This is a genomic window from Aeromonas sp. QDB54, from assembly GCF_027707385.1.
GTDB lineage: Bacteria > Pseudomonadota > Gammaproteobacteria > Enterobacterales > Aeromonadaceae > Aeromonas > Aeromonas hydrophila.
This window is the reverse complement of sequence record NZ_JAPCIT010000002.1, coordinates 46,562-69,640: the sequence shown is the minus strand read 5'-3', so window position 1 is coordinate 69,640 and position 23,079 is coordinate 46,562. Positions and strand designations below refer to the sequence as shown.

The 23,079-nt window shown below is 62.2% G+C and carries 27 protein-coding genes; 17 read left to right on the top strand and 10 right to left on the bottom strand.

Annotated features, from left to right (window positions below; genetic code table 11):
* A complete protein-coding gene (gene znuA, locus PG881_RS02155; protein ID WP_049046015.1) occupies nucleotides 1–915 on the bottom strand; it encodes a zinc ABC transporter substrate-binding protein ZnuA in 915 nt (304 codons plus the stop codon).
* Nucleotides 916–1,009: 94 nt separating this feature from the next.
* Here znuA and znuC point away from each other — a divergent pair, with 94 nt between their 5' ends.
* Together znuC and znuB are read left to right on the top strand one after the other, a co-directional pair.
* Nucleotides 1,010–1,774, top strand: a complete 765-nt coding sequence (gene znuC / locus PG881_RS02150) for a zinc ABC transporter ATP-binding protein ZnuC (RefSeq protein ID WP_017411255.1) — start codon at nucleotides 1,010–1,012, stop codon at nucleotides 1,772–1,774.
* Nucleotides 1,775–1,795: 21 nt separating this feature from the next.
* Nucleotides 1,796–2,575, top strand: a complete 780-nt coding sequence (gene znuB / locus PG881_RS02145) for a zinc ABC transporter permease subunit ZnuB (protein ID WP_011707445.1) — start codon at nucleotides 1,796–1,798, stop codon at nucleotides 2,573–2,575.
* Between the two features lie 90 nt (nucleotides 2,576–2,665).
* On the opposite strand, the gene PG881_RS02140 is transcribed toward znuB, so the two are convergent.
* Nucleotides 2,666–3,583, bottom strand: a complete 918-nt coding sequence (locus PG881_RS02140) for a LysR substrate-binding domain-containing protein (RefSeq protein WP_270797887.1) — start codon at nucleotides 3,581–3,583, stop codon at nucleotides 2,666–2,668.
* A gap of 91 nt (nucleotides 3,584–3,674) precedes the next feature.
* Here PG881_RS02140 and PG881_RS02135 point away from each other — a divergent pair, with 91 nt between their 5' ends.
* On the top strand, nucleotides 3,675–4,532 hold the full coding sequence (locus tag PG881_RS02135; protein WP_011707447.1) for a DMT family transporter: 858 nt from the start codon (nucleotides 3,675–3,677) through the stop codon (nucleotides 4,530–4,532).
* Nucleotides 4,533–4,542: 10 nt separating this feature from the next.
* On the opposite strand, the gene PG881_RS02130 is transcribed toward PG881_RS02135, so the two are convergent.
* A complete protein-coding gene (locus tag PG881_RS02130) occupies nucleotides 4,543–5,124 on the bottom strand; it encodes a uracil-DNA glycosylase family protein (RefSeq protein ID WP_102987937.1) in 582 nt (193 codons plus the stop codon).
* Between the two features lie 102 nt (nucleotides 5,125–5,226).
* On the opposite strand from PG881_RS02130, the gene rarD reads away from it, so the two are divergent.
* The gene (gene rarD / locus PG881_RS02125; protein WP_270797886.1) at nucleotides 5,227–6,135 is read left to right on the top strand and encodes an EamA family transporter RarD; all 909 of its coding nucleotides are present in this window, start codon (nucleotides 5,227–5,229) and stop codon (nucleotides 6,133–6,135) included.
* Here rarD and PG881_RS02120 read toward each other — a convergent pair.
* Nucleotides 6,117–6,851: a substrate-binding periplasmic protein gene (locus PG881_RS02120; protein ID WP_043119440.1), complete on the bottom strand. Its 735-nt coding sequence runs from the start codon at nucleotides 6,849–6,851 to the stop codon at nucleotides 6,117–6,119. The two genes, rarD and PG881_RS02120, sit on opposite strands and share 19 nt — an antisense overlap.
* A 44-nt stretch (nucleotides 6,852–6,895) precedes the next feature.
* Between PG881_RS02120 and PG881_RS02115 the strand changes: the two genes are divergently transcribed.
* Complete coding sequence (locus PG881_RS02115) at nucleotides 6,896–7,306, top strand: GIY-YIG nuclease family protein (RefSeq protein WP_270797885.1); 411 nt, start codon at nucleotides 6,896–6,898, stop codon at nucleotides 7,304–7,306.
* 216 nt (nucleotides 7,307–7,522) lie between these two features.
* On the opposite strand, the gene pspG is transcribed toward PG881_RS02115, so the two are convergent.
* From pspG to PG881_RS02095, 4 genes are all read right to left on the bottom strand, one after another.
* Nucleotides 7,523–7,741, bottom strand: a complete 219-nt coding sequence (gene pspG / locus PG881_RS02110; RefSeq protein WP_010636066.1) for an envelope stress response protein PspG — start codon at nucleotides 7,739–7,741, stop codon at nucleotides 7,523–7,525.
* 42 nt (nucleotides 7,742–7,783) lie between these two features.
* Nucleotides 7,784–7,990: a PspC domain-containing protein gene (locus PG881_RS02105; protein WP_017411260.1), complete on the bottom strand. Its 207-nt coding sequence runs from the start codon at nucleotides 7,988–7,990 to the stop codon at nucleotides 7,784–7,786.
* Between the two features lie 2 nt (nucleotides 7,991–7,992).
* Entirely contained in the window at nucleotides 7,993–8,655 is a 663-nt protein-coding gene (pspA, locus tag PG881_RS02100) for a phage shock protein PspA (protein ID WP_270797884.1), read from the bottom strand.
* Nucleotides 8,656–8,861: 206 nt separating this feature from the next.
* A complete protein-coding gene (locus PG881_RS02095) occupies nucleotides 8,862–9,590 on the bottom strand; it encodes a 1-acylglycerol-3-phosphate O-acyltransferase (protein WP_016352068.1) in 729 nt (242 codons plus the stop codon).
* A gap of 176 nt (nucleotides 9,591–9,766) precedes the next feature.
* Between PG881_RS02095 and PG881_RS02090 the strand changes: the two genes are divergently transcribed.
* The 12 genes from PG881_RS02090 (at nucleotide 9,767) to PG881_RS02035 (ending at nucleotide 18,660) form a co-directional block, all read left to right on the top strand.
* Nucleotides 9,767–10,147 (top strand): hypothetical protein, encoded by a 381-nt coding sequence (locus PG881_RS02090; RefSeq protein WP_044801244.1) that lies wholly within the window; start codon nucleotides 9,767–9,769, stop codon nucleotides 10,145–10,147.
* A gap of 54 nt (nucleotides 10,148–10,201) precedes the next feature.
* Complete coding sequence (locus PG881_RS02085; RefSeq protein ID WP_270797883.1) at nucleotides 10,202–12,244, top strand: protein-disulfide reductase DsbD family protein; 2,043 nt, start codon at nucleotides 10,202–10,204, stop codon at nucleotides 12,242–12,244.
* A gap of 10 nt (nucleotides 12,245–12,254) precedes the next feature.
* Nucleotides 12,255–13,010, top strand: coding sequence for a DsbA family protein (locus PG881_RS02080; RefSeq protein WP_270797882.1), 756 nt, complete (start codon nucleotides 12,255–12,257; stop codon nucleotides 13,008–13,010).
* Nucleotides 13,011–13,021: 11 nt separating this feature from the next.
* The gene (locus PG881_RS02075; RefSeq protein ID WP_408771211.1) at nucleotides 13,022–13,174 is read left to right on the top strand and encodes a copper resistance protein; all 153 of its coding nucleotides are present in this window, start codon (nucleotides 13,022–13,024) and stop codon (nucleotides 13,172–13,174) included.
* A 3-nt stretch (nucleotides 13,175–13,177) separates the two neighbouring features.
* Complete coding sequence (locus PG881_RS02070; protein WP_270797881.1) at nucleotides 13,178–13,720, top strand: protein disulfide oxidoreductase; 543 nt, start codon at nucleotides 13,178–13,180, stop codon at nucleotides 13,718–13,720.
* 279 nt (nucleotides 13,721–13,999) lie between these two features.
* Complete coding sequence (gene atcJ / locus PG881_RS02065) at nucleotides 14,000–14,284, top strand: cold adaptation protein ActJcold adaptation protein ActJ (RefSeq protein ID WP_113739870.1); 285 nt, start codon at nucleotides 14,000–14,002, stop codon at nucleotides 14,282–14,284.
* A gap of 23 nt (nucleotides 14,285–14,307) precedes the next feature.
* Entirely contained in the window at nucleotides 14,308–14,850 is a 543-nt protein-coding gene (gene atcA, locus PG881_RS02060) for a cold adaptation protein AtcA (RefSeq protein WP_270797880.1), read from the top strand.
* A 13-nt stretch (nucleotides 14,851–14,863) separates the two neighbouring features.
* Nucleotides 14,864–15,631, top strand: a complete 768-nt coding sequence (atcB, locus tag PG881_RS02055) for a cold adaptation protein AtcB (protein ID WP_270797879.1) — start codon at nucleotides 14,864–14,866, stop codon at nucleotides 15,629–15,631.
* 11 nt (nucleotides 15,632–15,642) lie between these two features.
* Nucleotides 15,643–16,545, top strand: a complete 903-nt coding sequence (gene atcC / locus PG881_RS02050; protein ID WP_101149786.1) for a cold adaptation protein AtcC — start codon at nucleotides 15,643–15,645, stop codon at nucleotides 16,543–16,545.
* Between the two features lie 237 nt (nucleotides 16,546–16,782).
* Nucleotides 16,783–17,034, top strand: a complete 252-nt coding sequence (locus tag PG881_RS02045; protein ID WP_162517877.1) for a hypothetical protein — start codon at nucleotides 16,783–16,785, stop codon at nucleotides 17,032–17,034.
* 58 nt (nucleotides 17,035–17,092) lie between these two features.
* Complete coding sequence (locus tag PG881_RS02040) at nucleotides 17,093–17,467, top strand: hypothetical protein (RefSeq protein ID WP_043127135.1); 375 nt, start codon at nucleotides 17,093–17,095, stop codon at nucleotides 17,465–17,467.
* A 203-nt stretch (nucleotides 17,468–17,670) separates the two neighbouring features.
* Nucleotides 17,671–18,660 carry a toll/interleukin-1 receptor domain-containing protein gene (locus tag PG881_RS02035; protein WP_080722524.1) on the top strand — a complete coding sequence of 330 codons (990 nt, stop codon included), beginning with the start codon at nucleotides 17,671–17,673 and terminating at the stop codon, nucleotides 18,658–18,660.
* Between the two features lie 102 nt (nucleotides 18,661–18,762).
* On the opposite strand, the gene parC is transcribed toward PG881_RS02035, so the two are convergent.
* Together parC and parE are read right to left on the bottom strand one after the other, a co-directional pair.
* Complete coding sequence (gene parC, locus PG881_RS02030; protein ID WP_101149788.1) at nucleotides 18,763–21,057, bottom strand: DNA topoisomerase IV subunit A; 2,295 nt, start codon at nucleotides 21,055–21,057, stop codon at nucleotides 18,763–18,765.
* A gap of 71 nt (nucleotides 21,058–21,128) precedes the next feature.
* Nucleotides 21,129–23,024, bottom strand: coding sequence for a DNA topoisomerase IV subunit B (gene parE, locus PG881_RS02025; protein WP_044800865.1), 1,896 nt, complete (start codon nucleotides 23,022–23,024; stop codon nucleotides 21,129–21,131).
* Between the last annotated feature and the right edge of the window lie 55 nt (nucleotides 23,025–23,079).

The following is a 23,079-nucleotide window of genomic DNA, read 5'->3' as shown; positions in this document are numbered from 1 at the left end:
TCAGCGGCACTCGGCGAAAGCGTCGGCCAGCTGCTGCATGAACCGGGGATAGCCATCCGGGCCAAGCGGCACCTGTTCACCCACTTCGTCCAGCAGCAGCACCTTGGCACCGGTATTGCGGGCCACCGACTCGATCACCGCCGGCGAAAATTGCGGCTCGGCATAGATGCAGCTCGCCTTTTTCTCTTCCAGCGCCTTGCGGATCTCCACCAGGGTCTTGGCGCCAGGGCGTCGCTCCGGGCTCACGGTAAAGTGGCCCTTGGAGCTCATGCCGTAGTGGCGCTCCCAGTAGCCATAGGCCTCATGAAACACGAAGTAGCCCTTCTGGTTCACCGCCTTCATCTGCTCGGCAATCACCTTGTCCTTGGCCTCTACTTTGGCCTTGAACGCCAGCAGGTTGGCGCGATAACGCTCGGCGTTGGCAGGATCCTGCGCGCTCAGGGTTTCGCTCAGGGCATTGGCAATGACCAGCGCCTGGGTCGGCCCCAGCCAGATGTGGGGGTCGACGCCCTCGTGGTGGTGCCCCTCATGACCGTCATGGTCATGGCCTTCATGCCCCTCGTCGGCGTGTTCTTCGTGGCCGGCCTGCTTGCTGTAATCGAACAGCGGCATCCCTTCGACCCGGGTCAGGGTCAACACATGGGCATGCTTGGCCAGCGGTTTGGCCATGAAGCCTTCCAGCTCGGGGCCGACCCAGACCACCAGGTCGGCCTCATTGATGCTGCGAATGTCGGAGGGGCGCAGTGAGAAATCATGGGGCGAGGCGCCGGTCGGCAGCAGCACCTTGGGCTCGCTTACGCCATCGGTGATGGCGGCCGCGATGAAACCCAGCGGCTTGATGGTGGTCAGCACCTCGAGGGCACGGACAGGCAGACTCACCGCCAGCAGGGCAGTGATCAAAGCAAGAATTCGCATAGAGATCTCGTCAGGAAGTGTGTGTGTGATAATATAACAAACCAACGTTATTGTTATATTATAACTCTCACAGGCTGTAAACCCCGGAGCTGTCATGACCCAACTGGTGGAGCTGAAAGAGGTCTGTCTTTCATTTGATGGACGATCCGTGCTCGACAAGGTCTCCTTTACCCTGAACAAAGGCAAAATCACTACCCTGGTAGGTCCTAACGGGGCGGGCAAGAGTACCCTGAGCAAGCTGGTACTGGGCCTGCTCACGCCGGATTCGGGCCAAATCACCCGCAGCCGCGACCTGCGGGTCGGCTACGTGCCCCAGCGCCTCTATCTGGATCCCACCCTGCCGCTGACGGTGCGCCGCTTCCTGCAGCTTGGTAAGAATGGCCGCCTCTCCATCGAGGAGGCGCTGAACCGGGTCGGTGCGGAAGATCTCTTGGACAACCGGATGCAGAAACTCTCCGGCGGCGAGATGCAGCGGGTGCTGCTGGCCCGCGCCCTGCTGGTCAAACCGGAGCTGCTGGTGCTGGACGAGCCGGTGCAAGGGGTGGACATCAACGGCCAGATCGAGCTCTACGCCCTCATCAGCCAGCTGGCCGCCGAGTTCAACTGCGCCGTGCTGATGGTCTCCCACGACCTGCACCTGGTGATGGCCAGCACCCACGAGGTGATCTGCCTCAACCGCCACGTCTGCTGTCACGGCGAACCGGAGAGCGTGGCTCGCCACCCCGAATTTGCCCGTCTGTTCGGCCGACCGGAGCAGGAGGTGCTGGCGGTCTACACCCACCATCACCACTGCGACGGCGAACACCATCATCATGAACCGCAGGCCCCCGTCATTCGCCTGCCCTCCCGCAATCAATAACGTACCCGACAGGATCATCAAGTGGACAGCTTTCTGTTATACGCCCTCGCGGCCGGCCTCGGCATCGCCCTGCTGGCCGGCCCCCTCGGCAGCTTCGTGGTGTGGCGCAAGATGGCCTATTTTGGCGACACCCTCTCCCACGCTTGCCTGTTCGGCATCGCGCTCGGCATCCTGCTGCAGGTGGATCTCACCCTGGCGGTGGTGGTCTGCTGCCTCGCCATGGCCATGCTGCTGGTGATCATGAGCCGCAACCAGCAGGTGGCCACCGATACCCTGCTCGGCATCCTGGCCCACAGCGCCCTGTCGCTCGGTCTGGTCACCTTGAGCTTCATGGACAACGTGCGGGTGGATCTGATGGCCTACCTGTTCGGTGACCTGCTCTCGGTACAGCCGATGGACCTGCTCTGGATCTATGGCGGCGGCGCCCTGGTGCTGCTCACCCTGTGGCGGCTGTGGGATCCCCTGCTCTCCATGACCATCTCGGAAGAGCTGGCGCGAGTGGAAGGGGTAAGAGTTGATGTACTGCGCTGCGTGCTGATGCTGCTGATTGGCTTGGTGATCGCGGTGGCGATGAAGTTCGTCGGGGCGCTGATCATCACCTCCTTGCTGATCATCCCTGCGGCAACGGCCCGCCGCTTCAGCCGGACACCCGAACAGATGGCCGGCTTTGCCGCCCTCATCGGCTGCCTTGCCGTGCTCGGTGGACTGCTGCTCTCCTGGTATCAGGACACCCCGGCCGGCCCTTCGGTGGTGGTCTGTGCCACCAGCCTGTTTATCCTGAGCCAGTTCAAAAAAGCCTGAACCTAAGTGGCCTGAGCCCTGCCGTCAGGCCACTCCATATCTCGGCCCTTCGCTGGCTCTCCGCCACCAATCTGCTCGTGCTGAGCCTATTCAAACACGCCTGAGCGGTTCATTCTCGCCGGGGCGCAGGCTGGCTTGCGCCTCCTGCCAGAGCCACTGGCGCAGCCGGCTGATGGCGGGTTCATGGACGCGTGAACGCTTGCAGACGAAATAGAAGTTGTCCCCGGTCTCGAGTGCATGCAGCGGCAGTCGCACCAGACCGGGATCCTCCGGCTGCAGCATATAGTCGTTGATGAGCGCCACCCCCTGATCCCAGTTGGCCGCCTCCAGTGCCAGCAGAATGTGGCTGAAATGGTGCATCCTCGCCTCGGGGGCGATCGTCAGCCCGCCCACGTCGGCCCAGCGCCGCCAATCCTCCCCCTTCTCCTTGTAGATCGCCTGGATGGAGAGCAGCGGCAGTTGCCACAGAGCTGCGGGCCACTCCCCCTCCACCTGCTGCCACAGCCGCCGGCTGCACACCGGCATCAACCGCTCCCGATAGAGTAGATCGTGCATATAACCGGGCCCCTTGGGGGAGACGGTGATGAAGCAGTCCGCCACCCGATCGGAGAGTTCGGGATCCTCCGCCACCATCTCCAGACTGAGATCCAGCTCGGGATAGAGCTGGCGCAGCCCCGCCAGCCGCGGGATCAGCCACTTCACCGCAAACGAGCTGTAGACTGCAAGCCTGATCCGCATTTCGCCGCCGCCGCGCAGCTGCTCGCAGCTCTGGGCAATCTGGCCGAGCCCGGCGGAGATCCCCTCGAAATAGACCTCCCCCTGCGCCGTCAGCGACAGCAGCCGGCCCTGGCGCAGCAGCAACCGTTCACCCAGAAAATCCTCCAGCAGGCGGATCTGGTGGCTGACCGCACTCTGGCTGACGTTGAGCTCAACCGCGGCGCGAGAAAAGCTGAGCAGGCGGGCAACCACTTCGAAGTATTGAACGGCACGCAGGGGGGGTAGCTTCATTATCCAAAATTCTCATGCATGGTGATTTTTTATCATTTTACTGGATAACGGCCCACGGGCTACCCTTCCCTCATCAAACATGGGAGGTGGTATGAATGCAGTGGGGATCGGCATCCTTTATCTGGTGCTGGGCAATATGGTGGCGGTCTTTTCCGACGCGCTGGTCAAGGTGCTGGAGCCGGACCAGCCGGTGTTCCAGTTCGTCTTCTTCCGCCAGCTCTCCGCCGCCATCCTGCTGGCTCCCTGGCTGCTCTGGTCATGGCGTCGCAACCCGCCGGTGGCGCTCAAGTGGCATCTGCTGCGGGCCCATATCTGGGCCGTCGGCGTCTGCCTGATGGTGATCGCCCTCACCCGACTGCCGCTGGCCACCGCCAACGCCCTCTTCTATGCGGCGCCGCTGATGATGGTGCCGCTGGCGGTGTGGCTGGCGGGGGAAGCGATCTCGCGCCAGAAGGTGCTGACCGCCTTCATCGGCTTTGTCGGGGTGCTGATCGTGCTGCGCCCCACCGAGGTGAACTGGGCGGCGCTGGCGGCGCTCGGGGTGGCGCTCTCCATGGCGCTCAACAATCTGCTGATCAAGCGGATCCCGCTCCAGCAGCCCATCGCCCAGACCCTGTTCTTTACCAACGTGTTGAGCATGCCCTTCATCATGGCGCTGGCCTGGTGGGAAGGGGGCGACTGGCAGTGGCAGATGTGGTGGCCCGCCTTCGGCTCTTCGGCGCTGATCATGGTCTATGCGGGATTGTGCGTGGTGGCCTATCGCAAGGCGGAGGCGAGCAAAATCGCCTCCGCGGAGTACACCGGCCTGCTGATGGCGGTCGCCATCGGGGTATGGCTGTTCGATGAGCAGCCGGGCCTGCCGCTGCTGCTGGGGTGCCTGTGCATCATACTGCCGCTCATCGCCATGGCCCGCAGCAAGCCCAAACCACAGGTCGAACCGGCGCTCTAGCCAACGAGGGTCACCCCAGCAGTGGGGCGACCCTTTGTTGCAGATGGGGGATCACATCCTGCTCGAACCAGGGGTTCTTCTTGAGCCAGAAGGTATTGCGCGGTGACGGATGCGGCAGCGGCAACCAGGCCGGGCCGTAGTCCGCCCAGCTGCGTACCGTCTCGGTCAGCGACCCTTTCGCCGCATCCCGCAGGTAGTAGGCTTGCGCATACTGGCCGATCAGCAGGGTCAGCTCTATGTTGGGCAGCAGCATCAGCACCTTGTCGTGCCAGGTGGGTGCACATTCGGGGCGCGGCGGCAGATCTCCCGACTTGCCCTTGCCGGGATAACAGAGCCCCATCGGCATGATGGCGATACGGGATTCATCGTAAAAGGTGGCCTTGTCCACCCCGAGCCACTGGCGCAGGCGATCGCCGGAGGGATCGTCCCAGGGGATGCCGCTGGCATGCACCCGGGTGCCGGGCGCTTGGCCGATGATCAGCAGACGGGCGCGCTCGCTGCCACGGATCACCGGTCTGGGCCCGAGCGGCAAGTGTGCCTCGCACAGGCGGCAGGCCCGGATCTGTTCAAACAAACTGTCGAGTCGGTTCATGGGCCCGATAGTAGCAGAGTTTTCCGCCGGATCCTGCTTGTGAAAGATTCAGCAGATACTTATCATGCAATCACATTTGTTTAATTTAATAAACGGAGCGAGATGAAGAACTGGATGGGCACCGGCAGCGCGGCCCTCTCATTCGTGCTGTGGGGCATGCTGCCCCTCTATTACCAGTTCATGACCGCAGTCAACATGTGGGAGCTGCTCTCCCACCGGGTACTCTGGTCGGCGGTGCTGCTGGGCCTTCTGTTCCTCCTCATCGGCTACCGGGTGCCCTGGGCGCGGCTACGCAGCGAACCGCGCCAGCTCGGCCTCATCCTGCTGGCCGGCCCCGTCATGTCCATCAGCTGGTGCATGTTCACTTGGTGCCTCACCACAGGCCAGGTGCTGGCCACCAGCCTCGCCTTCTTCATGACGCCGCTGTTCAACATCGTGTTTGCCGTGTTGTTCCTCAAAGAGAAGCTCACCCCGCAAAAACACCTGGCGGTGGCACTGGCGCTGGCGGGGCTGGCCTACATGCTCTTTTCTTACGGCCAGCTGCCCTGGTTCTCCCTCATCATGGGGGCCAACTTCGCCCTCTACGGTCTGCTCAAGAAGAAGGTCCACTATGACGCCGGCGTCAGCCTCTACCTCGAGGCTCTGGTGCAGCTGCCCGTCGCCCTGCTGATCATCGGCGCTCTGGCGGTGAGCGGTGCCAGCCAGTTCGTGGCCGGTGACTGGACCGAGCGACTGCTGCTGATGGGCAGCGCCCCCGCGACCCTGTTGCCGGTGGGGCTGTTCTGCTACGGCATGATGCGCACCCGCATGAGCACGGTGGGGCTGTTGCAGTACATAGAGCCCAGCCTCGCCTTCCTGCTCGCCATCTTCTGGTTTGGCGAGACGCCGGATCCGGTGAAATCGGTGGGGTTTGCCTTCGTCTGGGCCGGCCTGCTGGTGAGCCTGCTGCCGCTGCACAAGCTCGGGCGCCATCTGCGCCGCAACGCCGACGCTCAGGGTCTGCCGCGGTAGGATTCCAGAATGGCGTGCCACTTGGGATCTCGGTCCATCTGCTCGGCGATGTCATTCAGCCGGCTGTGCAGTGCGCTGCGGGATTTTGGCAACAGGATGTGGCGGGTATAGCTGGACTGGGCAAAGGGCGAGACGAACAGCTTGCCCTCGAAGGCCGGGTCATGGGTGAAGAAAGTGAGCGCCGAGCCCGGCACCAGGGTCACGTCGATGCGACCGCGCACCAGCAGGCTGAAGTTGGTCTTGACCTTCTTGGCATCGACCCGCACCAGATCGCCCCTGGCCGCCGCCTCGTCGATGCCCTGATAGCGATACCCCTCGATGCCGCCGAAGCTCATCCCCTTCAGTGAGTCGGGCCCGCGATAGATGACCGGCCTGGCGACGCTGGAGATGAGCTCGTTGGTATCGCGCATGATGGGAAAGGTCCAGAGGTAGAGCTCGCGCTGGGGATCCCCCACCCAGGCGGGATTGACCCAGGCCACCAGGCCATCGAAGCCGGGGTCCGACATCTCCAGCGCCAGTCTGGCCCGATTCACCAGCCAAAGTTCCAGCCTGGGTTCTCCGCCAAGCTTTTCATTGAGATACTTGACCAGATCCCGGCTCAGACCGGTCTGCTCCCCGGTCATGAAGGGGGGGTGCTGATGATAGTCGTAGAGACGCAGCGTCTCGCCATGAGCCGATATCGACAGCAAACACCACAACCACCACCACGCTCGCATCGCACCTCCTTGAGCTGCTCTTGAGTGTGGCACAGAGAGATCGAATGAGAGAACCTGCTCCCGGCGCCGAACCGGCTGCCAGTCCGCCCGCCAGCCACTGGTTCATTTACATGGTGCGCACCGCCAGCGGCCTGCTCTATACCGGGATCAGCACGGACCCGGTCCGCCGCCTGCATCAGCATCAGAGCGGCAAGGGATCCCGCGCCCTGCGTGGCAAAGGGCCGCTGACCCTGGCATGGCAGCAGGTCATCGGCGAGAAAGGGGCGGCGCTGCGCCTCGAATACCGGCTCAAGCAGCAGAGCAAGGCCTTCAAGGAGCAGCTGATCACCCAGCCGGAGCGCTGGCTCGCCTGCAGCCAGTCCTGGCTGGCCACCGCCCAGACACAAAAAAGGCCGCGGTATGCAGCGGCCAAGGAAGGATCCGATAACAGGGAGTGTCAACGGCAGGTTGATTAACCTGCTTGCGCCGGCTGCTGAAACCAGCACGCCACCACCCAGACACAAAAAAGGCCGCGGTACGCAGCGGCCAAGGAAGGATCCGGTAACAGGGAGTGTCAACGGTAGGTGTTGATTAACCTGCTTGCGCCGGCTGCTGAAATCAGCACGCCACCAGCAGACGCAAAAAAGGCCGCTGTACACAGCGGCCAAGGAAGGATCCGGTAACAGGGAGTGTCAACGGTAGGTATTAGCCTGCTTGCGCCGGCTGCTGATGAACCAGCACACCACCAGCAGCACCAGCAACCAGGGCGCCAGCTTGATGATGAGGGCAAACATGCCGGCCAGGGCGCCAAACAGCACGAAGACGCCGCTCACCAGCAGCATGGCCAGCACGGTGAACCCGGCCAGCGCCATGCCGACCAGAACCAGCATCAAGACGATAAATTCCAGCATGTGTTGCTCCTCACTGGGTTAATGCCGCTGAGTGACCCGGGGTCAATCCAGCCAGCGCTTCAATTCACGACGGGGCGGCATGATCAGTACCGCCAGCAGATAGGCGGCCAGCGCCAAGGGCGGCATCAGGATCAGCGCCATCAGGGCCGCAACCCGCACCGTCACCCTGGAGAGCCCCAGCCCGTTGGCGATGCCGGCGCAGACGCCGGTCAGCTTGCGATGGGCAAGATCCTTCGGCCAGGGCGTCATGGTTATGCCTCCACCTTTTGACTCTTGAGGCGGGCCAGCTCCCGTTCAATCTCGTCGTTCAGCTCCAGCTCGCGGAACTGGGCCTCCAGCGAGGGGTTCTGCCCCAGGGTTGCCGCCTCCAGCTGGGCTTCCAGCTGATCGACCCGGCCCTGAAAGCCGTCAAAGCGGGCCATCAGCTCGTGCATGCGCTGGTTGTCTACCTGGGCACGGGCCCGCAGCCGGCTGTGAGCGGTTTGTTCACGCAGGGTCAGCAGCTTCTGCTTCTCGCGCGCCTCGGTCAGCTTGGCGGCCAGCCGCTCGCTGTCGGCGGTGAGCTGAGCCAGCACCTCGGCGACCCGCGCCTTGTCCTGCTCCAGTTGCTCACATTTTTTGACCTCGGCCAACTTCTCGGTCAGCGCGGCCCGGGCCAGGTCCTCACGCCCCTTCTGGATGGCGAGTTCGGCCTTGGCCGCCCACTCCAGGATCTGGTGCTGCAACGCCTGCTGATGACGCTCCAGCTGCTTCTGTTCGGCAATGACGCGGGCGGCCTGGGTTCTCATCTCGACCTGGACCTGCTCCATCTCTTCGATCATCAGCCGCAGCATCTTCTCCGGCTCTTCGCTCTTGTCGAGCAGGCTGTGCAGGTTGGCATTGATCACGTCGGTCAGGCGGCTAAATACGCTCATGGTCTGGCTCCTTGTTGATGGGATGGCTATCTCTTCCCATGACATTACAAGAGCCATGCCAAGATAATTTTTCCTTTACTTACATATAGATGAGGTTTTATCAGGTATTTTCAATATCGTCTTAGTGGCGAAAAATACCGATCAAGTGGTGATTTTAACCAATAAAAAAGGGAGCCGGCGGCTCCCTCATGCAATCAGCGGTGTACTCAGGCAGCCCGGGGATGACCGAGCTTGCTGTCCAGCTCGGCCAGCTTGGCCTCCATCCGGGCGCGGCAGTTGTCGGAGAGGTCGCGAATGCCGGCGGCGCCGTGCTCCTTGCTGCAGACCGGGGCCATCACCTCCAGCAGCACCTCGCCGTTGTCCCAGCGGTTGAGATCGATCTGGCCGAAGTAGCTGGAGCAGACGATGGGCACCACCGGCACCTCTGCCTGTACGGCGGTGTGGAAGGCGCCCGCCTTGAACGGCAGCAGGCCGCGCCCCTTGGAGCGGGTCCCCTCCGGGAACATCCAGATGGAGGTGCCGCGATTCTTGATGCGCTCCACCACCTGGCCGATGGTGCCGATGGCGCGGGAGCGGTTGGAGCGGTCGATCAGCACGTTGCCGGAGAGCCAGAAGATGAGGCCGAAGAAGGGCAGCCACAGCAGGCTCTTCTTGCCCACCGCCACCACGCCGGGCTGCACCGCGCCGGTCACGGTGAAGATGTCGTAGTTGCTCTGGTGGTTGCAGACGTAGACCGCCGGCCCCACCGATTTGACCTCGTCGGCCACCGTCACCCGGACCTTGAGCCCGATCAGCGGGCAGACAGCATGATACATGCGGGCGAAGACATAGACGTTGTTGGGATGGCGCGGACGCACCAGACAAAGCAGCAGACCGAACAGGAACCAGAAGATGAGCAGCAGACCAAGCAGCAGCACACGGGCAAGTTTGAGCATCGAACACCTCGGATTTTGACTCGGCGCAGTATACTGGTCCCCCTTTTAGCGAACAAGCGTTCGCCAAACAGAACCGACCACCCCTGCCACTCGCCCCTCTGCCTTAAAACGGACGGCGGCTTGCCCCACCCGGCGTTGGCCGTTAGGATGTGGCCATCTTGATGAACGGGGCGAGCATGATTCACCAACAACGCGTGGCGAAACGACTCCTGCTGCTGGTCTGCCTGCTGGTGCTCAATTGCGCTGCCCAGCCGCTGGCCCGGCTGGCTCTGCTCGATCATGCTCTCAGCTGTCAGGCCCTGCCCTCCTTCGTCACGGCCGACGACCAGGCCGACAAGGGCACGCCCGCCAGCCCGCAGCCCAACAGCTGCCAGCTCAACGGCAAGTGGCTGAGCGCCACCACCCTGCTCTGCCTCGAGCAACTGTTCTTTGCGGTGGCCCTGCTCATCGCGCTGCTGGCCCCGCTCTGGCGCTACACGCCGCCACTGCCGCCGCCACGGGCCGTGTCGCCCCCCGAACGACGACTTCACCTCACCCTCTGTGTCTGGCGGGAATGAGTTCAGCCGCGCTTTTTCAGCCTGCTGTCATTCATTTTTTGCGAGACAACGTTTATGTCAACTCTCTTCAAGGCGAGCCTGCTGCTGGGCTGCCTGCTGTGGCAATCCAGCGGATTGGCCAGCGATACGGGCTGGCTCACCAGCCCCCAGAACGATCACGCCAAGGTCCGGCTGCAAGCCGACCGCAGCGCCCCTGACCAGACCCGCATCCTGCTCGAGGTGGCCCTCGAGTCCGGCTGGAAAACCTACTGGCGCAGCCCGGGTGAAGGGGGCATAGCGCCCCAGATCCTGTGGGATCAGCCGGTCGGCGACTTCCAGTGGCACTGGCCCACGCCGCGCCCCTTCGAGGTGGCCGGGCTCAGCACCCAGGGTTATCAGCAACAGGTGCGCTTCCCCCTGAGCCTCGACTACCCGGCCGGGCAGCCGCTCCAGGGCACCTTGCGCCTCTCCACCTGCAGCAACGTCTGCATCCTGACCGACTACCCCTTCACCCTGGCGGTGGATGGGCAGGCGCCGGCCGGTTTCGACTTCGGCTGGGCCCAGACCATGAGCACCCTGCCGCAGACGCTGCCCGCCGACACCCGGGTCGAGCTCGGCTACCAGCACAACCAGCTGCAGCTGCGCGCCGAGCGGGCAGAGGGCTGGCAGGCGCCCGCGCTCTTCATCGATGCGCTGGAGGGGGCCGAGTTCGGCAAGCCCGCGCTCGAGGTGAGTGGCAACACCCTGATTGCCCGGGTTCCGGTCAGCGATGGCTGGCAGGGGGATGCCCCTGACTTGCGCGGTCAATCCCTCAGCCTGCTGCTCGGCAGCGGCGATGAGGCCTGGCAGACCCGCGCCACCATCGCCGATCCCCTCGCCTTGCCAGCCCCAGGCCAGCCTCTCATCTGGCTGCTGGGGGCGGCGCTGCTCGGCGGCCTCATCCTCAACCTGATGCCCTGCGTGCTGCCGGTGCTGGCCCTGAAACTGGGCACCGTGCTGCAGCAGCAAGAGAGCGAACAGCGACAGGTGCGCAAGCAGTTCCTCGCCGCCAGCGCCGGGATCATTGCCTCCTTCTGGGTGCTGGCGGCCATGAGCAGCCTGCTGCGTGCGACCCAGGGGGCCGTCGGCTGGGGGATCCAGTTCCAGAGCGCCGGGTTCATCGGCTTCATGGTGGCGGTGACCCTGCTGTTTTGCGCCAACCTGCTGGGGCTGTTCGAAATCCGCCTGCCCAGCAATCTCAGCACTCGCCTCGCCACCAGTGGCGGCAAGGGGCTCGGTGGCCACTTCCTGCAAGGGAGTTTCGCCACCCTCCTGGCGACCCCCTGCTCCGCCCCCTTCCTCGGCACCGCGGTGGCCTTTGCGCTGGCGGCGCCACTTAGCCAGCTCTGGCTCATCTTCACCGCGCTCGGCCTTGGCATGAGCCTGCCCTGGCTGCTGGTGGCGGCCCTGCCGCGCCTCGCCCTCTGGCTGCCCAAACCGGGCCGCTGGATGGGGCGACTGCGCATCCTGCTCGGGTTGATGATGCTGGGCTCCAGCCTCTGGCTGGCGAGCCTGCTTGGCAATCATCTGGGCAGCACGGCCACCGGCTGGCTGATGGCCGCCATGCTGCTGGCGCTGCTGATTGGCATCCTCTGGCGCTATGGTATGCGCGGCTTCACGCTGGCCCTCTCCCTCTCGGCCCTCATCGGCGGCGCCCTGCTGCTGGGGGGCGCCCTCACGGCGCAGGGGTCGGGCAGCGTCGATCGGGTGGTCTGGCAGCCGCTCTCTGAGCAGGCCATCGTCGATGCGCTGGCCCAGCGCAAGCGGGTCTTCGTCGATGTCACCGCCGACTGGTGCGTCACCTGCAAGGCCAACAAGTACAACGTGCTGCTGCGTGACGAGGTGCAAAGCGCCCTATCGGCCCCTGACGTGGTGGCCCTGCGCGGCGACTGGAGCCGGCCAAGCGATGCCATCTCCGCCTTCCTGCGCCAGCGCGGCGCGGCCGCCGTCCCCTTCAACCAGATCTACGGGCCCGGCCTGCCAGAGGGAGAGATCCTCTCGCCCCTGCTGGACAAGGCCGACTTGCTCGACGTGTTGCACCAGGCCGGCCTCATCCAGGCCGATGCCCCCCATTTTTAAGGAGAATCCCATGACCCTGCGTACCCTGAAACTGCGCACCCTGACCCTCTGCACCGCCCTCGTTGCCGGCACCCTCTGCGCCCCCTTGCTGCAGGCGGCGCCCTTCACCCCGGAGCAGGAGGCACGCATCAAGGAGCTCATTCGCGAGACCCTGGTCGCCAACCCCAAGATCCTCGACGAGGCGGCCGAATCCTGGGAGAAGCAGAACGCCGCCGCCCAGGAGGCCCAGCTCGGCGACTTCATCAAGGGCAATCAGGACGTGCTGTTCAACAGCACCACCAGCCCGCGCCTCGGCGCCAAGCACCCCAAGCTGACCCTGGTGCTGTTTACCGACTACAACTGCCCCTACTGCAAGCAGTTCGATCCCCAGCTGACCAAGCTGCTCAAGGCCTATCCCGACGATCTGGGGCTGGTGATCAAGCTGCTGCCGTTCAAGGGGCAGAGCTCCGCCAAGGCGGCCCAGTACAGCCTGACCCTGTGGCAGCAGGAGCCGGCCCGCTTCCTCGCCCTGCACGACAAGCTGATGAGCAAGCAGGGGATGCTGACCGAAGCGGACATCAACAAGGCGCTGGCGACCACCGGCAACGCGGCCCTCAAGCCCGATGCCAAGGCCACCGAGGAGCTGCGCAACAGCCTTCGCATCGGCACTCTTCTTGGCGTACAGGGCACCCCGGCAACGCTGATCGGCAACCAGCTGGTGCCGGGCGCCGTGCCCTATGACGAGCTGGAGCAGCTGGTCAAAGCCGAGCTGGCCAAGCGGGCATGAGGAGGCCATTGATGGAGCTGCGACCACACCGACTGCGCATCGGCACCCTCCTTGGCGTGCAGGGCACCCCGGCGACGCTGATCGGCAACCAGCTGGTGCCGGGCGCCGTGCCCTATGACGAGCTGGAGCAGCTGGTAAAGACCGAGCTGGCCAAGCGGAGCTAAGCCATGGCGGAAGATGCAGTCGTAAAACCACCCCGCTGGCGCCGCTGGGGCAAGGAGGCGCTCTGGCTGCTGCTGATGGCGCTGGTCATCTCCACCCTGCTGGATCTGTGGCGCGGCCCCACCCTGCCGGCGGGGGCCATGGAGGCCCCCTTCACCCTGCAGGATGGCACCACCACCAGCCTGGCCGAGCAGAGCCGCGGCAAGCCGCTGCTGGTCTACTACTGGGCCAGCTGGTGCGGTGTCTGCCGCTTCACCACCCCCACGGTGGAGCAGCTCTGGCAGCAGGGTGAAAACGTGCTGACGGTGGCGCTGCGCTCTGGCAGCGATGACCAGTTGCGCGCCGGGATGGCGAAGAAGGGGCTCGCCTTTCCCACCCACAACGATGAGCGAGGGGATCTGGCCGCTCGCTGGCAGGTGGGGGTCACCCCCACCTTCCTCATCATCAAGGATGGGACGCTGGTGAGCAGCACCACCGGCTGGAGCTCATGGCTCGGGCTCAAGGCCCGCCTGCTGTGGGCCAGCCTGCTGTGGGCCAGCCTGCGCTGACCCCTGACCTCGACGCCCGGCCAGTCCGGGCGTTTTTTCAACCCCTGTCACACATGGCTCACCATGGAACTGACAAAATAGTCACAAACGGCCCCAAACCTCCCCTGACGAGGCCCCGCACGACGCCACCCGTACGCCCATCTGTTCGCTTCCTATCCATGGCGATGGCGGCCTGTTTGCGTTAAAATGTCGGGTTTTTGCCGAGCCTGGTTTGCCAAGAGGCCCGCCGCCAGGCCAGCGCAGGGTCAATTCCACGATGCCAGTGAGGCAGGATCCGTCATGAACAACTACTTCCGGGTGTTGGGCGTCAAGTCCAACGCCAGTGAAAACGACATCAAAAAAGCCTATCGACGGCTGTCGAACCAGTACCACCCCGACAAGCTGCACGGGGCGAGCGAAGAAGAGAAAGAGCAGGCAGCTATCAAGCTGCACCAGGTAAAGCAGGCTTATGAAGTGCTGTCCGATCCGAAACAGCGGGCCGCCTTTATCAAAGATTTCAACAACGTCATCGTGACCGATCCCGCTGCTGCCATGCAGGAGATGTGGGACCAGTTCTACCCCTGAGCCACCAGGCAAGAAGAGCAACTATGCAAATTAAATGGGACCAGGCACGGCTCAAGGCCCTGCAAAGCGATGCCAGTGAAAACATCGAATCCTACCGGGATCAGGACGACCCCAAGGGGCTCGAGCAGTTCACCGACCAGATGAAGGCCCTGCTGCTGGCCGACATGAGCATGCTGGAGTTCATGCCTGAATACCTGCCGCTCGCCCTCTATGGCCGGGTGCAGTTCCCGGCCAAGGCCAAGGGGCAGTGGAACAAGTGGCTCGCCAGCGGCGAGCAGCCGAGCTGGGACGAGTTCAAGGTGAGCATCGGCTTCAACAACGCCGTCCTGCCGCTGGTCAAGGCGGTGCGGGCCCAGAGCGAAGATCAGCTGATGGAAGCCTGCGCCGTGCTGTTCCTGCTCGACAACCCGCTGCCGCGCGGCAGCCACCGCGGCGATGACGACTATGAGCTGCGCGACGAAGAAGAGGAAGACGGGGAAGATGCCGACGCCGACTACCATGGCGGCAGTGACCGCTATGGTGATGACGACCGCGATCAGGATATGTACGACGAAGTCCGTTTCTAAATTGGGGCAAGGCATGAGCAACAGTCTGATAGAAATTACCGCCATCGAGATCAAAGAACTGGCCGTTATCGAGCCGAAGCAGGCCAGCGAGAAGTTCGAGCTGATCGCCAAGACCATGTCTGACGACCAGCTGGCAGAAGTGATTGAAAACATTGATATCGTTACCCTGACCCAGATCAACGGCCAGCACGACATCTCCTTCCCCTCCATCATCTCCGAGCTGATGACCCCGGAGCGGATCCGTGACATCGTCTGCCAGCAGCCTCTCTATTGGGAAGAGGCGATCAAGAACAACGCCGACGAGCTGCAACAGCACACCTTCGACTTCCTCAACTACCTGATCCGCACCCAGGATAGCGAGGCCAAGCAGCGGGAGATCCTCGAGTGCGTGGCCGAAGATCCGGCCGGTCTCTTCTACCTCGCCATCCCCTTTATCGAGTTCTATCGTGGCGATCGTTATGAAGAGGACGAAGGCTATCGCGACGTGCTGCACGCCGAAGAGGAAGATCTCGAAGAGTCCCTGCGCTACAGCGAGCGCCAGCAGAGTGAGGATGGCCACGACTATGCGCTGGATGACCCGCGCAGCCTCTTGATGCTCATTCGCGAGCTGGCCCCCGAGGTGGAGAAAGCCATCAAGGCGCTGCTGCGGAGCGAACACTCCACTTGGGACGGCATCATCAACAAGTTTGCCGCCGAGCTGGTGATGCAGGCCAAAGAGAAGAACAAGGTCGAGGAAGACGAGTACGGCGACGTCGACGACATGTTCAGCTTTCTGGATTAAGGAGCCCATTCATGCAGTTAGTCATTCGCGATGCCAACCAGGGCCCCTTTCTGACCCAGGTGCTGCGCTTTGGCCGCGACAATGAACGTTTGAGCGAACAACAGCTGGCCGCCATCAAGGGTAAGGCGGTGCTGATGAGCCTCAAATTCGCCGACAAGTACTACAACAAGTACAAGATGCACCTGCTGGAGCAAGCCGCCCACGACGTCATCGGCGTGGTGAGCCTCGGCCTGCAGGAGCTCTCGGCGCGGGATCCGGCCAAGGCGCTGGCGCTGCTGCAGGCGCCGGAAGGCCCCATCAAGCCGTTCCAGAAGGGCTGGTCGATGCTCATCACCGTCAGCCCCAAGCAGGCTGGCAACAGCCTCTACGGTGACGTGGATGCCCGGCTCTTGGACAAGATCTCGAGCCCGCCCGATGTGGAGGAGTGGCAAGGGTGGCAGGAGTACGAGAAGGCGCTGACCGAGCACAACAAGAGCCGCCTGATGGAACTCATCGACCAGCACTTCTTCGCCTGCGAGAGCGACCACCCCACCATGGAGGACAAGCTGGCCGAGGCCCTGCTCTACCGCATCCTCTGCGGCAAGGGCAGTGGCGCCGCCCCGCTCAAGGTGAAGCAGGATCTCAAGCGCCGACTTGCGCGAGAGGTTGAGCTCGACGAGGGCTGGTATGACACCGACTACCTCGCCGCCCAGCTCGCTCTGATGCTGAGCGCGCTACCCGCCGACATGGCCGCCGCCCTGCGCCAGGAGCTGAGCCCGGGCTTTGTGCCGAACCTGCTGCACACCCTCGGCTTTGTGCGCCAGTACCAGCTGCTGCAAAAAGAGAACGCCTCGCCGGAGAAGCTCGACAACATCGAGATGCGCGCCGGGCTCAAGCACCCGCTGCTCGGCTGGCCGCTCTATCACGACTTCTAAGGGAGCCATGCCCCCTTGCAGGACGGCCCCCGCCGCTCCTCCCCACAACGCCCGGCTTGCCGGGCGTTGTGCTATCCGCCATCCCGCTGGCAGCAGAAACCCTTGTCATCGCCGCCGCCCTTGGCAGAAAACTACCCCGTAAGCGTCATTGGCCCCATTTTTGGCAGGGATATAATGACTCCCCATACCAGAGCCGGGAAACGAGCCGTGAACAGAAAGCCGGACCGCATTACCGCGATGCAGCAGATCATCGACGCCGTGAAGGCGGAATTTCCGCTCTATCAACCGGATACCTTCAAATGCGGGCCGGACAACACCTGCATCGGCTGCCCCAAAAAGCTGATGGAGCTGGTGGATACGGATCTCTGCTACTGGCAATATCAGATCGATCGCGGCATTCCGCCCTCCTTCGACGAGATCCAGCGCTTCGGCAAGATGTGCATGAACATCCGCCGGGCCCTGGTGCGCAATGGCCGCATCCCCGCCTGAGCGCAGCGTCACAGCCAAGGGAGAAGCGCCCGCCGGCAACCCCAAAGAGGAACAGTTTATGGCCCAGGAAAGGATACAGACCCGCTACACCCTGAATGGCCCCCTTGCCAGCCACGCCGAGCTGGAACAGGCCATCGCCCGGGCGATAGAGGCACACAAGCAGGATTTCTTCCCCCTGCTGGAGCGGCTGGTGGATGTGGGTGACAGTCGGGTCAAGCTCAGTCAGAAAGAGCCACTGCGGGTACAGGGGGTGGAACTCGACGAGGCTCACACCGGCGGCAGTGCGCGCCTCAGCTACGAATCCAACTTTGCCGAGAGCTGCCGACTTATCGATGAATATGACCAGCACCAGACCAGCGTGGCCTTTCGCCTCGACGGAGATCAGCTGATATTCGATCTTGAGCTGCCCATACAGTGGAATTTCGACAACTGATTTGCGGCGGTGCCATTCCCCTGTTGATGGCACCCAGCGGTTACTTTCCCTCACACCGATCCTCTCCCAATGGGAGAGGGGGGTATGCAATTCTCATCAGGTGTAATAAGCACAGAACAAGCCATATTGCTCATTGCACCTTCCGTGCTTAATCGTCAGAATAGTTGTATCTAACAGTAATGGTTCAGGAGCATCTTAGAATTATGGCTAGCCTCGTTTTTTCCTATTCTCATGCTGATGAAGCATTACGTAATGAACTTGAAAAACATCTATCACCCTTGAAACGCATGGGGAGAATATCCACATGGCACGACCGGTGCATTATTCCAGGGGAAGTATTCGAGCATAAGATTGATCAATATTTTTCTGAAGCAGATATTGTGCTTTTGCTGATCAGTAGTGACTTTATCGCTTCTGATTATTGTTATCAGGTTGAAATGGCAAATGCTATGGAGCGCCATAGAAGGGGCGAGGCAATAGTTATTCCGGTAATTTTAAGGGAATGTGCCTGGCATCAATTACCGTTTGGCAAAATACTTGCTGCCACAGTGGATGGTAAACCAATTACGAAATTCGCTAGTCACGATGAAGGTTATGTGCAAGTGGTCGATGCCGTAGTACGCGCCATTGACAATATGGAGGCGAAAAATACGCAGCAGGATGTGGGCCTTCGTTCACAGATTAATACATTTTCTTCGACTCAAGAAACTGGATCAATTTTCACACCAAGATCCAGCAACCTTTCCTTGCCAAAGAGCTTCACCGATCTCGATAAAGATCGTGCCTGCCGTGAAGGGTTCGAGTACGTTACCCGATATTTTGAAAACTCCTTGTCTGAGCTTAAAAAGCGTAATTCAGGAGTAGACTCTGAGTTCCATCAGCTGGATGCCAATGCATTCAGTTGCGCGATTTACATCAGCGGCAGCCGGGTTGGTCAGTGTGCTATTTGGCGTAACAATGGCCGTAGTCATGGGGTGGGTGATATATGTTATGGCCAGGATGGCATGGCCAGAAATAGTTACAATGAATGTTTGACCATTACCGAAAATGGTCAAGTTCTTGGTTTTCGTCCATTGATGGGGGGTTACAATATGAGTTCTTCAAGAGAAACATTGCTCACGAACGAAGGAATGGCGGAACACCTCTGGGATATGTTTTTCAACCAAATTAAGCAAAGTCGTAGGTTAGGCTGAGTTTACGAAAACTAACATTTAATCCCAGCGATGGTAATAAATTAAGCTTTCATTTATCACCTCAAAATAATAGGGAGCGACTATTCGCTCCCTATTATTTTATTACCCTTCCTGATTTTCCCCGGCTACCGGCTCGGCGCCGGCGGCGGATTCAATCTCGATACGATCGACCCGCTGCAGACCGCGGGGCAGCTTGGCGCCACGGCGGCCGCGCTCGCCGCGGTAGTAGTCAAGGTCAGATGGCTTAAGAGTGAGCTTGCGCTTGCCGGCAAACAGGGTGACCGACTGGCCCTGCGGGATGACGGCGGCCATCACCACAAACTCCTCCCGCGCCTTCACCCGCGCGGACGGGATGCTGATGAGCTTGTTGCCCTTGCCCTTGCCGAGCACCGGCAGGGTATTGAGCGGGAACAGCAGCATGCGCCCCTCGTTGGAGATGGCCATGCAGAGATCGGTGTCCGGCGCGCCTATCTTCTGGGGCGCCATCACCAGGCCCCCTTCCGGCACGGTGAGCAGCGCCTTGCCGTTCTTGTTCTTGCCAATGAGGTCGTCATATTTGCAGACGAAGCCGTAACCGGCGTCGGAACAGATCAGATACGGCTCGCCCTCGTTACCCATCACCAGATGGCGTACTTCTTCGCCAGCACCCAGCGCGAAGCGACCGGTGAGCGGCTCGCCCTGACTGCGGGCGGAGGGCAGTGTGTGGGCCTCCAGCGAGTAGGTTCTCCCCAGGGTGGAGAGGAACACCGCCTGCTGGTTGCTGCGGCCATGGGCGTGGGCGAGGTAGTTGTCCCCCGCCTTGTAGGAGAGGCCCTCCACATCGACGTCGTGGCCCTTGGCGGCGCGCACCCAGCCCTTGTCGGACAGGATCACGGTGACCGGCTCGCTCGGGGTGAGCTCCTTCTCGGTCAGCGCCACGGCGGTGGCGCGCTCCACCAGCGGGGTGCGGCGATCGTCACCGTACTTCTCGGCGTCCGCCAGGATCTCTTTCTTCAGCAATGTGCTGAGACGGCGCTCGGAACCCAGGATCAGTTCCAGCTTGTCGCGCTCTTCCGCCAGTTCGTTCTGTTCGGCGCGCAGCTTGAACTCTTCGAGCTTGGCCAGGTGACGCAGTTTCAGCTCGAGGATCGCCTCGGCCTGGGTCTCGCTGATGTTGAAGCGCTCCATCATCACCCGGCCCGGCTCCTCCTCGGTACGGATGATCTCGATCACCTCGTCGATGTTGAGGTAGGCAATGAGCAAGCCTTCGAGGATGTGCAGGCGGGCCAGCACCTTGTCGAGGCGATACTGCAGGCGACGGCGCACCGTCTCGCGACGAAAGCTCAACCACTCGGTGAGGATGGTCTTGAGGTCTTTCACCTGGGGCCGGTTGTCCAGACCCAGGATGTTGAGGTTGACCCGGTAGTTCTTCTCCAGATCCGTGGTGGCGAACAGGTGGGCCATCAGCCCCTCCACGTCCACCCGGTTGGAGCGCGGCACAATCACCAGACGGGTCGGGTTCTCGTGGTCCGACTCATCGCGCAGATCGGTGACCATGGGCAGCTTTTTGGCCACCATCTGGGCGGCGATCTGCTCCATGATCTTGGCGCCCGAGGCCTGATGGGGCAGCGCCGTGATGACGATGTCGCCATCCTCTTCGCTCCACACCGCCCGTTGCTTGATAGAACCCTTGCCGGTCTCGTAGATTTTGCGGATATCGTCGCGCGGCGTGATGATCTCGGCATTGGTCGGGTAGTCCGGCCCCTGCACATGGGCCATCAGGGCATCCAGGCCAGCATTGGGATTATCCAGCAGTTCCACGCAGGCGTGGGCCACTTCCCGGGCGTTGTGGGGTGGGATATCGGTCGCCATCCCCACCGCGATGCCGGTCACCCCGTTGAGCAGGATGTGCGGCAGGCGGGCAGGCAGCACCACCGGCTCTTTCATGGTGCCGTCGAAGTTCGGCGTCCACTCCACCGTGCCCTGGCCGAGCTCGGAGAGCAGCAGCTCGGAGAAGCGCGACAGCCGCGCCTCGGTATAACGCATGGCGGCGAAGGATTTGGGATCGTCCGGCGCACCCCAGTTGCCCTGACCATCCACCAGCGGGTAGCGGTAGGAGAAGGGCTGGGCCATCAGCACCATGGCTTCATAACAGGCGATGTCGCCGTGGGGGTGGTACTTACCCAGCACGTCACCCACGGTACGGGCTGACTTCTTGTGCTTGGAGAGCGCCGACAGCCCCAACTCGCTCATGGCGTAGATGATGCGCCGCTGCACCGGTTTGAGGCCATCGCCGATATGCGGCAAGGCCCGATCCATGATGACGTACATGGAGTAGTTCAAGTAAGCCTGTTCGGTAAAGGTGCGCATTGGCTGGCGCTCTACCCCGTCCAGACTGAGCTCGATAGCATCACTCATATGTTTTTCTCTTGCTATGGCGCGCCCCTGGAGGGCACGCCTGAAATGCGGGTCGGCAGGTGACCGACGGCTTAAATGATGGCGAGGTTGCCCTTCTCTTCGAGCCATTCGCGGCGATCGCTCGCCCGCTTCTTGGCCAGCAGCATGTCCATCAGCTGCAGGGTCTCATCCCCTTCGGCCTCAGGCCCCATGGTGAGCTGCACCAGACGGCGAGTGTTGGGATCCATGGTGGTTTCCCGCAGCTGTTTCGGGTTCATCTCACCCAGACCCTTGAATCGGGTCACCATCACCTTGCCTTTCTTCTTCTCGGCCTCGACCCGCTGCAGCACGCCGTTCTTCTCGTCCTCGTCGAGGGCGTAGTAGACCTCTTTACCGATATCGATCCGGTAGAGGGGCGGCATGGCGACATAGACGTGGCCCTGATTGACCAGCGCGCGGAAGTGCTTCACGAACAGGGCGCAGAGCAGGGTGGCGATGTGCAGACCGTCCGAGTCCGCATCCGCGAGGATGCACACCTTGCCGTAGCGCAGGCCGCTGAGATCCTCTGAGTCGGGATCGAGCCCGATAGCGACCGAGATGTCGTGCACCTCCTGCGAGGCGAGCACCTGACCGGCCTCCACCTCCCAGGTGTTCAGGATCTTGCCGCGCAGCGGCATGATCGCCTGAAACTCGCGATCCCGCGCCTGCTTGGCGCTGCCACCCGCAGAGTCACCCTCCACCAGGAACAGCTCCCCCTGCATGGGATCGGCGCAGTTACAGTCAGTCAGCTTGCCGGGCAGCGCCGGGCCTTGGGTAATCTTCTTGCGCACCACCGTCTTGGCGGCGCGCATCCGGCGCTGGGCGCTGGAGATGCAGATCTCGGCGATCTGCTCCGCCAGCTCGGTATTGCTGTTCAGATAGAGGCTGAAGGCATCCTTCACCACGCCGGAGACGAACGCCGAGCTCTGGCGGGAGGAGAGCCGCTCCTTGGTTTGGCCGGCAAACTGCGGATCCTGCATCTTGATGGAGAGGATATAGGCGCAGCGATCCCAGATATCTTCCGGGGTCAGCTTGACCCCGCGCGGCAACAGGTTGCGGAACTCGCAGAACTCGCGCATGGCGTCGAGCAGGCCCTGACGCAGGCCGTTGACGTGAGTACCGCCCTGCGCGGTGGGAATGAGGTTCACATAGGATTCGGCGAGGCATTCGCCCCCTTCCGGCAACCAGCAGAGCGCCCAGTCCACCGCCGATTGTTCGGAGCTGAACGAGCCGATAAAAGGCTGCTCCGGCAGGCAGGTGAACTGCTTGACCGCGTCGACCAGATAATCCTTGAGGCCATCTTCGTAGCACCACTCCAGCTTGATGCCGGTGTTCTTGTCGAGGAACTTGATGGTGAGGCCGGGGCAGAGCACGGCCTTGGCTTTGAGCAGGTGCTCCAGCTTGGTGACCGAGAACTTGGGCGAATCGAAGTAGCTCGCCTGCGGCCAGAAGCGCACCCGGGTGCCGGTGTTGCGACGGCCGCAAGTGCCGGTGATGGTCAGCTCCTGCACCTTCTCGCCACGCTCGAAGGCGATGTCATAGACCTGACCGTCGCGACGTACCGTCACCTCGACCCGATCGGAAAGGGCATTCACCACCGAAATACCCACCCCGTGCAGACCGCCGGAGAACTGGTAGTTCTTGTTGGAGAATTTGCCGCCCGCGTGCAGCTTGCAGAGGATCAGCTCCACCCCGCTGACCCCCTCTTCCGGGTGGATATCGACCGGCATACCGCGGCCGTCGTCGATCACCTCGAGGGACTGATCTTCATACAGGGTCACCTCCAGGGTACGGGCGTGACCCGCCAGCGCCTCGTCGACGCTGTTGTCGATGACCTCCTGGCCGAGGTGATTGGGCCGGGTGGTGTCGGTATACATGCCGGGGCGGCGACGCACCGGTTCAAGGCCATTGAGGACCTCAATGGCATCCGCATTGTATTGAGTAGACATGGAGGGCCTTGCGAATTGACGTTTGGGGAGAATCTTACTCGTTGGGAGGGTATTG

Bases quoted from the DNA above. Each gene is read 5' to 3' on its own strand.
- znuA (WP_049046015.1), bottom strand. From the start codon at position 915: ATGCGAATTCTTGCTTTGATCACTGCCCTGCTGGCGGTGAGTCTGCCT.
- znuC (WP_017411255.1), top strand. From the start codon at position 1,010: ATGACCCAACTGGTGGAGCTGAAAGAGGTCTGTCTTTCATTTGATGGA.
- PG881_RS02140 (WP_270797887.1), bottom strand. From the start codon at position 3,583: ATGAAGCTACCCCCCCTGCGTGCCGTTCAATACTTCGAAGTGGTTGCC.
- PG881_RS02135 (WP_011707447.1), top strand. From the start codon at position 3,675: ATGAATGCAGTGGGGATCGGCATCCTTTATCTGGTGCTGGGCAATATG.
- PG881_RS02130 (WP_102987937.1), bottom strand. From the start codon at position 5,124: ATGAACCGACTCGACAGTTTGTTTGAACAGATCCGGGCCTGCCGCCTG.
- rarD (WP_270797886.1), top strand. From the start codon at position 5,227: ATGAAGAACTGGATGGGCACCGGCAGCGCGGCCCTCTCATTCGTGCTG.
- PG881_RS02120 (WP_043119440.1), bottom strand. From the start codon at position 6,851: ATGCGAGCGTGGTGGTGGTTGTGGTGTTTGCTGTCGATATCGGCTCAT.
- PG881_RS02115 (WP_270797885.1), top strand. From the start codon at position 6,896: ATGAGAGAACCTGCTCCCGGCGCCGAACCGGCTGCCAGTCCGCCCGCC.
- pspG (WP_010636066.1), bottom strand. From the start codon at position 7,741: ATGCTGGAATTTATCGTCTTGATGCTGGTTCTGGTCGGCATGGCGCTG.
- PG881_RS02105 (WP_017411260.1), bottom strand. From the start codon at position 7,990: ATGACGCCCTGGCCGAAGGATCTTGCCCATCGCAAGCTGACCGGCGTC.
- pspA (WP_270797884.1), bottom strand. From the start codon at position 8,655: ATGAGCGTATTTAGCCGCCTGACCGACGTGATCAATGCCAACCTGCAC.
- PG881_RS02095 (WP_016352068.1), bottom strand. From the start codon at position 9,590: ATGCTCAAACTTGCCCGTGTGCTGCTGCTTGGTCTGCTGCTCATCTTC.
- PG881_RS02090 (WP_044801244.1), top strand. From the start codon at position 9,767: ATGATTCACCAACAACGCGTGGCGAAACGACTCCTGCTGCTGGTCTGC.
- PG881_RS02085 (WP_270797883.1), top strand. From the start codon at position 10,202: ATGTCAACTCTCTTCAAGGCGAGCCTGCTGCTGGGCTGCCTGCTGTGG.
- PG881_RS02080 (WP_270797882.1), top strand. From the start codon at position 12,255: ATGACCCTGCGTACCCTGAAACTGCGCACCCTGACCCTCTGCACCGCC.
- PG881_RS02075 (WP_408771211.1), top strand. From the start codon at position 13,022: ATGGAGCTGCGACCACACCGACTGCGCATCGGCACCCTCCTTGGCGTG.
- PG881_RS02070 (WP_270797881.1), top strand. From the start codon at position 13,178: ATGGCGGAAGATGCAGTCGTAAAACCACCCCGCTGGCGCCGCTGGGGC.
- atcJ (WP_113739870.1), top strand. From the start codon at position 14,000: ATGAACAACTACTTCCGGGTGTTGGGCGTCAAGTCCAACGCCAGTGAA.
- atcA (WP_270797880.1), top strand. From the start codon at position 14,308: ATGCAAATTAAATGGGACCAGGCACGGCTCAAGGCCCTGCAAAGCGAT.
- atcB (WP_270797879.1), top strand. From the start codon at position 14,864: ATGAGCAACAGTCTGATAGAAATTACCGCCATCGAGATCAAAGAACTG.
- atcC (WP_101149786.1), top strand. From the start codon at position 15,643: ATGCAGTTAGTCATTCGCGATGCCAACCAGGGCCCCTTTCTGACCCAG.
- PG881_RS02045 (WP_162517877.1), top strand. From the start codon at position 16,783: ATGCAGCAGATCATCGACGCCGTGAAGGCGGAATTTCCGCTCTATCAA.
- PG881_RS02040 (WP_043127135.1), top strand. From the start codon at position 17,093: ATGGCCCAGGAAAGGATACAGACCCGCTACACCCTGAATGGCCCCCTT.
- PG881_RS02035 (WP_080722524.1), top strand. From the start codon at position 17,671: ATGGCTAGCCTCGTTTTTTCCTATTCTCATGCTGATGAAGCATTACGT.
- parC (WP_101149788.1), bottom strand. From the start codon at position 21,057: ATGAGTGATGCTATCGAGCTCAGTCTGGACGGGGTAGAGCGCCAGCCA.
- parE (WP_044800865.1), bottom strand. From the start codon at position 23,024: ATGTCTACTCAATACAATGCGGATGCCATTGAGGTCCTCAATGGCCTT.